General features: G+C 69.7%; 8 protein-coding genes. All 8 read left to right on the forward strand.

The window, feature by feature from the left end; all coding sequences use genetic code 11:
* Nucleotides 1–8: 8 nt before the first annotated feature.
* The 8 genes from ACTWQR_RS24760 to ACTWQR_RS24795 all read left to right on the forward strand — a co-directional run bounded on the left by ACTWQR_RS24760 (nucleotide 9) and on the right by ACTWQR_RS24795 (nucleotide 12,935).
* Nucleotides 9–2,054 (forward strand): ATP-binding protein, encoded by a 2,046-nt coding sequence (locus ACTWQR_RS24760; RefSeq protein ID WP_443229347.1) that lies wholly within the window; start codon nucleotides 9–11, stop codon nucleotides 2,052–2,054.
* Nucleotides 2,045–2,365, forward strand: coding sequence for a hypothetical protein (locus ACTWQR_RS24765; RefSeq protein WP_443229348.1), 321 nt, complete (start codon nucleotides 2,045–2,047; stop codon nucleotides 2,363–2,365). The genes ACTWQR_RS24760 and ACTWQR_RS24765 overlap by 10 nt, the downstream gene beginning before the upstream one ends.
* Nucleotides 2,362–9,447, forward strand: coding sequence for an eCIS core domain-containing protein (locus tag ACTWQR_RS24770; protein WP_443229349.1), 7,086 nt, complete (start codon nucleotides 2,362–2,364; stop codon nucleotides 9,445–9,447). The genes ACTWQR_RS24765 and ACTWQR_RS24770 overlap by 4 nt, the downstream gene beginning before the upstream one ends.
* Before the next feature lie 125 nt (nucleotides 9,448–9,572).
* Complete coding sequence (locus tag ACTWQR_RS24775) at nucleotides 9,573–10,070, forward strand: hypothetical protein (protein ID WP_443229350.1); 498 nt, start codon at nucleotides 9,573–9,575, stop codon at nucleotides 10,068–10,070.
* The gene (locus ACTWQR_RS24780) at nucleotides 10,067–10,753 is read left to right on the forward strand and encodes a hypothetical protein (RefSeq protein ID WP_443229351.1); all 687 of its coding nucleotides are present in this window, start codon (nucleotides 10,067–10,069) and stop codon (nucleotides 10,751–10,753) included. Before ACTWQR_RS24775 ends, ACTWQR_RS24780 begins: the two co-directional genes overlap by 4 nt.
* A 9-nt stretch (nucleotides 10,754–10,762) precedes the next feature.
* Nucleotides 10,763–11,146 carry a hypothetical protein gene (locus ACTWQR_RS24785; protein ID WP_443229352.1) on the forward strand — a complete coding sequence of 128 codons (384 nt, stop codon included), beginning with the start codon at nucleotides 10,763–10,765 and terminating at the stop codon, nucleotides 11,144–11,146.
* Nucleotides 11,139–12,278, forward strand: a complete 1,140-nt coding sequence (locus ACTWQR_RS24790; RefSeq protein ID WP_443229353.1) for a hypothetical protein — start codon at nucleotides 11,139–11,141, stop codon at nucleotides 12,276–12,278. The genes ACTWQR_RS24785 and ACTWQR_RS24790 overlap by 8 nt, the downstream gene beginning before the upstream one ends.
* A 120-nt stretch (nucleotides 12,279–12,398) precedes the next feature.
* A complete protein-coding gene (locus ACTWQR_RS24795; RefSeq protein WP_443229354.1) occupies nucleotides 12,399–12,935 on the forward strand; it encodes a phage baseplate assembly protein V in 537 nt (178 codons plus the stop codon).
* Nucleotides 12,936–12,954: the final 19 nt, after the last annotated feature.

Below are 12,954 nucleotides of genomic sequence, written 5' to 3' on the forward strand. Positions count from 1 at the left end.
GTGAGGACATGGGGACGTACGAGACGGACGCGGCGGGCACGGCAGGTACCGCGGAGACACCGGGTGGCGGCCTGACGCTGACCGCGGAGATCCGGCGTGTCCTGGCCCGTGTCGACGCCCACGCGGCGCGCACGGCCGAGCCGGACACGGACACAGGCCCAGGCGCGGCACCGGAGTCCGGCGACGCTCCCCGTGCACGTGGGCGGGCCGGCACCGTCAACCCCGTACAGCCCCAGCCCCTGTTGGGCCCCGCGACCGGTCCCCTCGACGCGCTCGTCGCCTGCTTCGGCCTCACCCCGTTCGAGCGCGACCTCGTACTCCTCACCGCCGCCTACGAGTTGGACGCCACGACCGCCGCCCGCTGCGCCGCCGCGAGCGGTGACCCGGAGCGCGCGTACCCCACCTTCTCGCTCGCTCTGGCCGCCCTCGCCGAACCCCACTGGAGTGCGCTGACCCCGGTCGCGCCCCTGCGGCGCTGGCGCGTCGTGGAGCTGGACGACGCGTCGCGCCTGACGCTGTCCCGGCTGCGACTCGACGAGCGGATCCTGCACTTCCTGCTCGGCTCGCCCTACCTGGACGCCCGCCTGCACGGCCAGTTGCGCCGCACTCCGGTGCCGGAGGAGCTGCCGCCCTCGTACGACCTGGCCGCGAGCCGGGTGGCCACGGCCTGGACGACCGGTGCGCGCCCCGACGCGCCGATGCTCGTGGAGGTGGTCGGCGGCGATCTGCGCAGCCGGGCCGACATATCCGCCGCGGCCGCCGCGCGCTCCGGGCTCGGGCTGTACTCCATGAGCGCCGAGGACATCCCCACCGACGCCGCCGAGCGCGACCGGCTCGCCCGGCTCTGGCAGCGCGAGGCGATCCTGCTGCCCGCCGCGCTGCTCGTGGAGGCCGGCGAACTCGACCGCGACCAGCACGCGGCAACCGACGCCTTCCTGGCCGGGGCCGCGGTTCCCGTCATCGTGTCGAGCCCCGACCCGCGCCGGACGGACCGGCCGCACGGCGAACGGGTGAGCGTGCCGCGACTGGACGACGAGGAGCAACTCGGCCTGTGGGCCGGTGCGTTCGAGGACGTCGTCGACATCGGCGAGGGCGAACTGCGGTCACTGGTCGCGCAGTTCCAGCTGCCACCGCATGTCGTACGGTCCGCCGCCGCCGCGGTACGCCGCGATCTGCCCGGCGAGGACGAGTTCGACGCCGGTCGGCTCGCCTGGCGGGCAGGGCTGAACGAGGCCCGGATCGGCATGGACGAGCTGGGCCGCCGCATCGAGCCGGAGGCGGGCTGGAACGACCTCGTGCTGCACGAGCGGCAGACCAGCGTGCTGCGCGAGATCGTCGCGCATGTGCGGCAGCGGGCCACCGTCCACCAGGAGTGGGGGTTCGCGGCGACCCTGCGCCGCGGCCTCGGCGTCACCGCCCTGTTCGCGGGCGGCTCCGGCACGGGCAAGACCCTCGCGGCCGAGGTCATGGCGAAGGAGCTCGGCCTCGACCTGTTCATCATCGACCTGTCCCAGGTGGTCAGTAAGTACATCGGCGAGACCGAGAAGAACCTCCGCAAGGTCTTCGACGCCGCCGAGGCGGGCGGCGCGCTCCTCCTCTTCGACGAGGCCGACGCCCTCTTCGGCAAGCGCAGCGAGGTCAAGGACAGCCACGACCGGTACGCCAACCTCGAAGTCAGCTACCTGCTCATGCGCATGGAGGCCTACCGGGGCCTGGCGATCCTCACCACCAACATGAAGAAGGCCCTCGACACGGCCTTCATGCGCCGCATCCGCTTCGTCGTCGACTTCCCGTTCCCGGCCGAGCATGAGCGCGCCGAGATCTGGCGCCGCGTACTGCCACCGCAGACCCCGACGAAGGGCATCGAGCCGGAGCTGCTGGCCCAACTGACCGTCGCGGGCGGCTCGATCCGCAACATCGCCCTGTCCGGCGCCTTCCTCGCCGCCGAGGAGGGCGACCGGCTGCAGATGCGGCACATGCTCGCGGCGGCCCGCACCGAGTACCTCAAGCTGGAGCGTTCCCTGACGTCGGGGGAGGTCCGCGGATGGGTCTGAACAGGGGCACGGGCCGGGACGTGGGCACGGTCGCGGCCAGTGAGCCGAGCGCGATCCGGGTGAACATCGGCGAGCTGGTCCTCGACGGCTTCCGCGTGGACCCGGACCACGTCTCCGCCGCGTTCGAGCGCGAACTGACCCGGCTGGTCCGCGAACGCGGCGTACCCCTGGCCGCGGACGGCGCCCTGACCGTGGACGCGCTGTCCGGGCTGCCCCCGCTGCCCGCCGGGCTGTCCGCGCGACGCCTCGGCCAGGAGCTGGCACGCGCCGTGCACGCGGGACTCTCCGGGCGCGGGGAGGTGACCCGGTGAGCGGCAACTCCCAGACTCAGGACGGTCGTTCGGAGCAGGCAGCCGAACAGCGCCGCCGCAAGCGCAAGGAACGCGCCGCCAAGGCCCGTACGCCCGAGCCGAAGGACATCGTCAGCGGCGCCGGGCAGCCCCTCGACACCGGCGTACGGCGGGAGCTGGAGGAGCAGCTCGGGCACGACCTCGGCCGCGTACGGCTGCACACCGGGCGCGACGCCGGACAACTGACGGAGCTGCTCGGCGCCGACGCCGTCGCGGTCGGCCAGGACATCTTCTTCCGCGAGGGCGCGTACCGCCCCGGCACGGCGGACGGCAGGCGCCTGCTCGCCCACGAGCTGTTGCACACCGTGCAGAACCCGGACGGCCTCGGAGCCCTGCGTGCCGGCCGCGACCTCGGCGCGGTGAGCCTGCCGCAGCAGGCCATCGAGCGGGAGGCGGAGTCGGCGGCACAGGACCTCGTACGTCCTGAAGCGGGCCATGCCGTACGTCCAGGGGCGGGCGAGTCCGGGGCGGCCGGTCTGGGCACCGGCGTCGACGAGGGGCAGGCCACGCCCGGCTGGCTGCGCTACGCCACCGTGGACGCCGACCGCAACCGGATGGAGCGGATCGATCCGGCGACGCTGGTGGACCGGCTGACCAACTCCGTCGTGCGCTCGCTGCGCGGCGACCCCGAGGACCTGTCGAAGCGCACCCGGAAGCAACTGGCCCGGTTGCCCGAGGAGTTGCTCGACGGGGTGCTCGCACACCTGGAGAGCCGGCTGCTCAGCTCCGAGCACGAGCGGGTCCTCGACCTGGTGGAGGAGACCGACGCCGAGGCCGATCTCGGCGTCGACGCCGTGGAGCGCACCGCGCTCGACGCGCCGGACGTCGAGCCCGACGCCGCCGAGGACATGCGGTTCGAGCGGGAGAGCGAACAGCGCGCCGCGGATGAGGAGCAGCTCCGCGAGCAGCGGCCCGCCCTGGCACCCGGTCCGGAGAAGGACAGCGCCGAGCGGGAGGCCGCTCCCGGAAGCACCCCGCAGAACGGCGGCACCGCGTACGACGGCACGACGCCGCAGGGCGCGGGTGCGCCGCGCGGCGGGCAGGGGGAGCGACCGCCGGGAGCGGAGGCTGAGCGGCGTCCGGGCGCGGACGCACAACAGCGGCCGGGCACCGAAGCCGGGGGCGGCACGGAGGCTGCGTCCTCGCCTTCGCCTGCGCCCGCCGGGGCGCAGCAGCCGGAAGGTCCGGCGGCGGCGCAGCAGTCGTCCGCGGCCCAGGGCGAGAAGGCCGCGGGTGCGACGGACGGCGGTCAGCAGGCGGACGGTGGTCGGCAGGAGGACGGTGGTCAGCGGACGGATGGCGGCAAGCAAGCCCAGGGCGGTGAGAAGGCCGCCGGCGAGAAGGACGGGAAAGCCGCCGCGAAGGGGGAGGGCGGTAAGGAGGGCGCCGACCAGCAGGGCACGCCGACCGCCTCCAAGGAGGAGTCCGCCGCCAAGAACCGTCCGGGCGCGGCCGAGCAGTTCGCAGCGGGCCAGCAGCTGAAGAAGGAGGACAAGGGCGGTTCGGAGAAGCCCTCGGGTTCGCCCGGGGCGGCGGGCAGGGACACCCAGCTGCCGGGAAGGTCGAGCAGGCTCGACGGCGTACGCAACCAGGATCTCGAAGGTCCCGAGGACAAGGCCGACGAGGATCCGTTCGGCTCCGGCAGCGAGTCGGAGGTCGAGGCCGGGGGCGAGGAGAAGAGCGCCTGGGACACCAAGCTCCAGCCGGACGACTTCCTGCCGGAGCAGGACCTCGACGTGTCCGGCGTCCCGACCGCGGACAAGCTCGATCCGTCCGCCGCCAACGCCGCCCAAGCCCCGTCGTTCCCCGCGCCCCCGGTGACCAAGGCCGACAAGGTGCAGGCGGAGCGGGACGCCGAGGACGCCGAGGACGAGGCTGCCGAGGCCGAATACGACGAGGAGGGCGCCGATGCGCCCGCCGAGCCGGCGCCTTCGGTCGAGACGGAGGGCGGACCGGGCGACGACCGGCTCGGCGGACCGGACGCCGAACGGGCGGCGGAGTCCCGGCCGGGCCAGAGCAACACGTCGAAGGATCCCAAGAGCGGCGACGACCCGAAGGCGGGGCCGGTCGTCGCGCAGACGACGGTGCAGGAGGCGCCCGGCAAGACCGAGGGCGGCAAGGCGGAGACCGGTGGCGCGGCCAAGGAGTCCGCCGCCAAGGAGGAGAAGGGCGCTCCGGCCGCGGGCGACAAGGCGGGGGCCGCCCAGGAGAAGGGCTCTCAGCAGGCGGCCGTCGGCAAGGCCGCGGCGCCGGAGACCGCGGGCAAGGGCGAGCAGCCCAAGGACGCGTCGGGCGGAGCGGGCGGGAGCGAGGCCGGGAGCGGGACCGAGCCTGCGGGCACGAGCGAGTCGGCGGGCAGGAGCGAGCCGACGGACGACGCGAAGGCACCGTCGGCGTCGCGTGACTCGCACGTCACCGGCGGCGCCAACGCGGACAAGCCGGGCAGCTCGACCAGCGGCACGCAGAGCGGCGCCTCGTCCGATACGGACCGGTCGACCCAGTCGTCCCAGGAGGAGGCCCCGCGCTCGTCGCAGGCCCCGGAGCCCAATGCGTCCGCACCCGCGCCGAAGGCCCCCGAGGCCCCCGCGCCCAAGGCCCCCGAAGCCCCAGCGTCGACGCCCGCTTCCGCTCCGAAGGAGGAGCGGGAGCCCAAGGCCGCCGCGGCCCCCAAGGCGGCTCCCGCACCGAAGGCATCACCCGGCGGGGGCGGCGGAGGTGGGGGCGGCAAGTCCTCGGCGAAGGGCAAGGGCAAGAAGGACTCGGGCCCTGCCCCCAACCTCTCCCAGGTCTCCCCGGAAGCGGGCCTGAGCACGGCCGCGAAGCTCAAGCCCCACAAGGCACTTCAGGCCATGGGCGGGGTCGGCGGCGCCGTGGACCGTACGGTCGGCGACGAGCACAAGCAGCTCGCCTCCGCGCCCCCTTCGATGCAGCGGCCGGCGGGCGCTCCCCAGACCCTGGAGGGCAAGCCGAAGGCCGACGCCCCGGCGCGGTACTCGCAGGACCCGGCGAAGAAGTCCGACGCGCCCGAGCAGGAGAAGGCCGAGGTCAAGGACGAGAAGAAGCCCGAGGGCCAGATCGAGGCGGAGAAGGCGGAAGAGCCCGGCGGCTGGGACACCTTCATGATGGGCCTGGGCTTCGTCGGCGGGAAGCTCGTGAACGGGGTCGCGAGCCTGTTCGGCGCCGACGAACCCGTGGTGGACCCGCAGGCTCTGGCCGCGAAGTTCGCCGGGCTGCCGACCAAGGACGAAGCCCTCAAGGAGGCCCAGGCGGGCAACGCGCCGGGCGTGGAGATGAAGGGCGCCGCCGACGAGAAGGCGGGCGAGCAGGGACAGTCGGTCGACACCAAGGGCCAGGAGGCCGTCGCGACGGGGCGCGACGACGCCGGGCGTCCGATGGGCGAGGACCAGGTCTACCCCGACGCGCCCAAGGAGCAGTTGCAGGGGAAGGTGCCCGGCCGTGAGGGCGGCAAGGGCGGCGGTGTGCCCGGCGGTGGCGCGTCGACCGGTGCGGTGCCCGCGGAGGCGGCGTCGGAGGTGGCGGAGCACGACCGCGGTCCGCAGGTCCAGGCGGCGTTCAGCCAGGGCCAGAAGGGGGTGTCGGAGAGCCGTCAGACCAAGGACAGGGACTTCCGCGACTCGCAGCAGAAGCACAAGCGGCAGGTCGACGGCGAGGTCGAGAAGAACACCGCGACGCAGGCGGACGAGCGCGCGAAGGCCGAGGCCGAGGTCGGCGGGCAGCGCACGGACTGGCGCAAGGAGCAGGACGAGGAGCTCAAGAAGCTCGGCACCAAGAAGACGGACCGCAACGACAAGATCCGCAAGGACGTCAAGGAGCGGGAAGAGAAGACCGACGACGACGTCACGAAGGAGAAGACCGACAGCGACAAGAAGATCCAGGACAAGGCCACCAAGGCGGAGTCGGACGCCAAGACCAGGACCGACACCGCCGCCGAGGACTCGGGCAACTGGGTCTCCAAGGCCTTCGACTGGATCAAGCAGAAGGTCATCGAGATCAAGAACGCGATCGTCCGGATCATCCGGGAGGCTCGCGACGCGGTCGTCAACTTCATCAAGAACTTCAAGGACAACGTCGAACGCTGGATCAACGAGGCCCGCAAGTTCATCGTCGACGCGGTCAAGAACCTGATCAACGACCTGATCGAGTTCGCCACGGCGATGGTGAAGGCCGTCATCGACCTGGCCAACCGCATCCGGAAGTTCATCACGGACCTGATCGCCACGGCGATCGCCTTCGTCACAAAGCTCGCGGCACGTCTGAGGCAGATCGTCACCGATCTGCTCAACGCCATCGCGAAGGTGCTCAGCGACATCCTGAACATCCTCAAGAAGATGCTCATGGACGTCATCAAGGCCGTCGTGGACGCGGTCAAAACAGTCCTGGAGTACGCCTCCAAACTCCTGGGCGCACTCGGCGAGTTCATGATGGTCGCCGTCGACTTCCTCTCCGACCCGGGCGGCTGGCTGAGCGGCGCGAAGAACTCGGCGGTGGACGGCGCGAAGAACCACTTGTTCCGTGAGGTCCAGGCAGCCGTCAAACAGTGGTTCCAGTCGAAGATCGAGGAGATCATCGGCGTCCCCAAGGCGATCATCGACAAGCTGATCAAGGGCGGCTTCACCCTCGAGAAGATCGTGAAGGAGACCTGGGACGCCATCGTCCCCCAACTCCCCTTCATCATCGGCGAGATCGTCATCACGAAGGTCATCGCGAAGCTGATCCCCGGCGCGGGCTGGGTGATGGCGGTCATCGACGCGATCCGCACGGCGATCGGCGCGCTCGGCGAGATCCTGCGCGCGATGGGCGCGGTCCTCGACTGGCTGAAGGCGGTCCGCCAGGGCGGCGCGGGCGTCCTCTTCGCGAAGGCGGTGGCGGCCGGCATCGTGGCTCTGCTGGAACTGGCCTACGAGGCGTTGCTGAGCGGCATCGGCAAGTACGTCGCGAAGGTGGGGCGCCGCCTGAAGGGCGTGGCGGCGAAGCTGGGCGGAGACAAGGGCAAGGGCGACGGCAAGGCCCCGGCAGGTCAGGGCGGGGACGGCAGGGGCGGCGACAAGGACACCCCGGCCAACAAGCCTGCGGCGAACGTTCCGCCGGTACGCCCGACGACGACCCCGAAGCCCGGCACGCGCCCGGACCTGAACAAGCCGAAGGACGATGCCTCCGGCACGACCAGGCCCAAGGACACCGACGGCAAGAACCCGGCCAAGCCGGGCCAGCCGAAGATGGACAAGCCGGGCACCAAGCCCGGCGGGAGCCGGGACACCCGCCCGACCCCGACCCCCAAGCGGGAAACGCAGCCAAAACCGAAGTCCGGCCCGGACCCGAAGCCGAGAGACAGCACGCCGAGCAAGCCAAATGACACCGACGGCAAGATCCCCGACAAGCCGAAGGACCAGGACTCCAACAAGCCCAAGGACGACGTTTCCGGTACGACCAAGCCGAAGGACGCCGACGCCAAGACTCCCGGCAAGCCCAAGGAGGACAAGGACGGCCTCGACAGGCCGAAGGCCGGCAAGGACGCGCCGGGCACGCGGAAGCCCAAGGACACCGACGGCAAGAAGCCGAAACACGGCAAGGACCTCGACGGAAAGAAGCCGGAGGGAAAGAAGCCCAAGGACAGGGACGGCAGGGGCCCGAAGAAGCCGAAGCACAGCCAGAGCGGGAAGCCGGAGAGGGATCCGGAGAAGGAGAGGCAGGACAAGAAGGAAGAGCGGAAGAAGGAAGAGGACTCCAAGGAGTCGAAGGACGCACGCCTGCGGAAGATCGTCGCCAAGATCAGGCCCCGGATTGACTCCAAACTCCGCAAGGGCCTCAACGCCCCACTCATGCGGCTCACGCTTGCCGGCATGCGGGCCTGGTACCGCCTTTCCTCACTTGCTCCAGAGGGCAGCACAACGGCAACGGTCCAGGCCCGTCTCAACCCCGAACTCTCCGCCAGCGAGAAGCATAAAATTGCCAAGCAACTGCAACTCCATCGCGAACTGGACGACTTCGCCGACCGTCAAGCAGGTCGGCCGACGGAAGATGAGAAGAAGAAGCAGGAACCTCTGAGGCAGGACCGCGACAACGAGCAAACAGGCAAGGGCGCAAGGGCCGAACAAGCCGAGGGCGGCACCAAGAAGAAGTCCGGCGAAAGCACCCCGCCCCTCCTCCACGTCGTCAATCCCCACGAGCCGCTGCTGGTGCAGGCGGTCGCGGTGCACGAGGTGTTGAGTGGAGCCAAGCGCGGCAAGCGGCAAGCGATATTGCAGCATGGAGCTGAAGGCCCATCAGTGCGGTGGAGCGGCGGCTTCCCTCACGACCCAGGCGGCTTCCTCTCTCTCAGTGACGGCGACGTCCGTTACCAGGACGCGCGCCTCGCCGCGAAGCGAATGAAGGACGTCAAGGGCTTCCTGGCCGGTGTCGACGCCATCCAGCGCGGCGACCTGAAGGCAGCTGTGGCAACGGGCCAGGACATGCAGAAGATGATGGAGTTCGCCTACTTGCGCGGCTTCATTGAGAGTCGACGCGACCCGACCATGACCACATTCGCACAGAGCGAAATAGGTTGGGCCGCGAGGGTCAACTCGGAGGCAGCGGCCCGTCAGCAGTTCGACGACGTGTTGGGCCGGGGCATGATGACGCACAATCGGAACGTGAAACTCGCCAAGGATATGCGGCAAATCGCAAGGCATGTCGTGCCGAATGGGGAGATCGACATGAACCGCATGGACGACACCAAGGTGAAAAGGCTGCTACGCGCGCCCGCCCCAGGCGTTCTGAAGTCGGTGCACGAGAATGAGACCAATTGGGCAACGAAGGCAGGTCAGCGCGCACCAGAGAAAGAGGAGACCGAGACGTCCAAGGAGACCGGGCGCCAACGCTTGGACCGGATGACTCTTTGGTTCCACCGGATGGCGCCGAGTGACCTCCACGTCACCTATGACGGCTATGAGGAGCACCTGGCACGGATGCAGCAGATCCTTGAGGAGATCATGGACGCTGATCCCGACGTCCTGCAGCGTGCGCCCAAGCTGTGGACGCCGTAGCCCGAATCCCTATGAAAGGCCGCTGGATGAACTGGGGACCGCACCGCGGACGGAAGCTCGTGTTGCCCGAAGGAACAGGTGAGTCGGAAGTATTCGAATGTCTTGCCGATGTGAACGCGAAACTGATGCGTGACACGACTGCAGTTGTGGAGTTCGGACTCTCACGCGAAGTGACTTGGGAGGTTACCGAAGGTCACTACCTCCACTTCGGGAGGGAGTATCCCTTCGGCATTGAGTTTGTCTTCATCTCCGGCCCTCAACAGGGGAGCGTTGATGAACTGACTGGAATCTTCTCTCGCTTCTTTGAGCCTGTGAGCGACGAGTTCCTGCTCGCCGGGACCTCCAAGGAGGGTTCGGTAGACGAACGCCGCATGGGTCTCGTGCGTGCCGGGCTTGGCGCTCCGCTCACCGCGGATGCGAGATACCTCGATACGATCGTCGCCGCGATGCATCATGAAGACAGCCGCGTCCGGGAGGGTGGGCTTTGGGCCGCGCTTTATGCGTTGTGGCCGGAATTTCTCCATGACATCGAAGAAATGGCATCGGGAGATCAAAAACCTCTTCTTCGAGAGCAGGCCCAAGCCCTCGCCGCCCATATGCGGGAGAAAGGACTCATCCCGTGACCCGTTACGCCAACATCCCCAAGCCCATCCGCTCCGGCATAGTCCTGATCGACCCCGAACGCGGCACCCCCCAACGAATAATCATCCTTCAATTCAACCCGGACACCCTGGAACGCAGCCTCTCGCCCCAATCGGCGGGAGGCAGCGGAGACTCCGGCGGAGGCGGCAGCGGGACAGGAGACAGAAACGAGGCCCTCCGCCTCAAGGGCCCCGCTCAGGAGACGTGGAAGTTCACCGCCGAGATCGACGCCACCGATCAGTTCGAGATCGCCGCGCCGGACGGAATCCATCCCCAACTGGCCGTTCTCGAAATGCTGGTGCAGCCGACCGCGGCGCAGCTGCGCGAGGCGAGTCGGCTGTCCAAGAAGGGGACCATCGAGATCAGTCCGATCGAGATGCCGCTGACCCTCTTCACGTGGGGGAGCAAGCGCGTCATGCCCGTGCGGCTGACGGAGCTGTCCATCAACGAGTCCGCCTTCGACGTCAACCTCAACCCCATCCGGGCCTCGCTCAGCATCGGGCTCAAGGTGCTCACCGTCAGCGATCTGCCGCTGGGGCACCCGGGAGCCGAGTTGTACTACGCGCACCTCGCACAGAAGGAACGCCTCGCCGGCGCGGCCCGCGCCGGGGGCCTCGGCTCGCTGGGGCTCAGCGCCGGTGACATCGGAACGGGAAGGGGCTGAGCCGACGCCATGGCTGACATCGAGCCGTACGAGAACGCGCTGGACGCGATACCGGGCGCCCACCCCTACCCGCGCACCAGCCGCTACCACGACGCCGAGATCGGGATCCACCGACAGGCCGACGGGACCGAAGTGCGGTACGCCAAGCGGCGGTTGCTGCCGCCGATCGAGGACCGGACGGGCGACGACACCCAGTCGCACACCGTCCGTACCGGTGAGCGGCCCGACCTGCTGGGGCGGCGCTACTTCGGCGACCCGGGCCAGTGGTGGCAGATCGCCGACGCCAACCCGGTGCTCGATCCGCGGGAGCTGACCGATGAGCCGGGGCGGGAGATCGACGTGCCGCTCGCCGGGCACTTCCCGCGGAGCCCGCAGGGAGACCGGCGTGGCTGAGCTGCCCGTGGGGCAGGGCCCCGTCCACATCACCCTCCACATGGGTCCGCGGCTGGCCCGGCCGGTCCCGGCCGAGGTGTCCGAGGCACTCCTGTCGGCCCAGATCACCGCCACCGCGGGCGAACGGAGCGGGTTCCAGCTCGCCTTCGACCTGACCAAGAACGGGGTCATCAGCCGCCAACTCCTGCCCGAGGGGTTCTTCGATCCGAAGACGCGGCTCATCGTGACCGTCACCGTCCGCGGCACCCCCGAAGTGCTCTTCGACGGCCTGGTCGTGCGGCAGGAGGTCGGTGCCAGCAACCAACCGGGGCACTCCACCCTGACCGTCACCGGCGAGGACCTGAGCCTGATCATGGATCTCGAGGAGCGGACCGACCGCTACCCCAACCTGCCGCCCTCCGAACGCGTCCTCGCCATCCTGCGCCGCTACTCCGACTACGGCATACGGCCCGACGTCTACACCGAGAAGGTCTCCCAGCCCCCGCACCAAGACCTCCGCGTGCACTACCAGACAGGCACCGACCTCCAGTACATCACCGAGCTGGCCCGCGCCAACGGCTACACCTTCTACCTGGAGCCCGGCCCCAACCCGGGCCAGTCCTCGGCCCGTTGGGGTCCCGAAATCCGCCTCGGCATCCGTCAGCACGCCCTCAACGTCAACATGGACGCCAACTCCACAGTCGATCAGCTGACGTTCGCGTACGACGGAACGGCGAGAGAAGAGCCGCAGGCGCGGTGGCAGGATCCGGGGACCCGGCAGTCCATCCTGCTGCCGCAGCCGCCGATCAGCCCGTTGCGCCCGCCCCTCGGCAGGCGGGCCACTCCCGCCCTGAGGCGCAAGACGCTCTCCGGTACCGCCAAGCACCAGCGGGAGCAGGCCGAGGCCGAGCTGCTGGCGCGGGCCGCGGTGTCCGCCGATGTCGTCTCGGGATCGGGATCGCTCGACGTCAACCGGCACGGCTATCTCCTGCAGCCGCGTCAACTGGTCGGCGTGCGGGGCTCGGGGCGCACGTACGACGGCGACTACTTCGTCAAGTCCGTCACGCACAACCTGCGGCCGGGGTCGTTCCAGCAGAACTTCACGCTGTCGAGAGAAGGGCTCGAAGCGCGCAGCGCCTACGTCAGGCCCTGACACACACCGCGCATCACCAGGCCTCACCGCCGATGACCACCCATCCCAACACAGCATCAGCCATCAACCGCCACCCACCGGCAGCACCCGCAACACCCCACAAACCAGGAGCAGTTCAGCATGGCGGCACCCAGCAATCGCTACCTCGGCAAGTTCCGCGGCCGAGTCGTCGACAACAACGATCCGCTGCACATCGGCCGGATCACCGTCGAGGTCCCGGACGTCCTGGGCGATGAGCCGTCGACCTGGGCGCTGCCCTGCCTGCCGTTCACCGGGCCGCAGGCGGGCCAGTTCGTGGTGCCGCCGCCGGGGGCCGGCGTGTGGGTCGAGTTCGAGCAGGGCGATCCCAGCTTCCCGGTGTGGACGGGGTGTTGGTACGGCGAGGAGGCCGAGCTGCCGCCCGACGCCCGCCGTCTCGTGCAGCCCGCGTCGCAGGCCAAGCCCGTCGTGGTGCAGACACCCGAAGCGCACAAGATCGTGATGAGCGATCCGCCCGGTACCGATCAGGGAATCCTGCTGCAGGCCCAGGGCGGCGCGTACATCCGCATCACCAAGGAAGCCATCGTGATCTCCAACGGCCTCGGCGCGGAGGTCATCCTGCGCGGCGACCAAGTGGACATCAACGAGGGTCAGTTGACCGTCGCGTCGAAGCGATAGAAACGGGGGAAGGAAGAAC

The sequence above is a fragment of the Streptomyces sp. 2A115 genome (assembly GCF_052245575.1).
GTDB lineage: Bacteria > Actinomycetota > Actinomycetes > Streptomycetales > Streptomycetaceae > Streptomyces.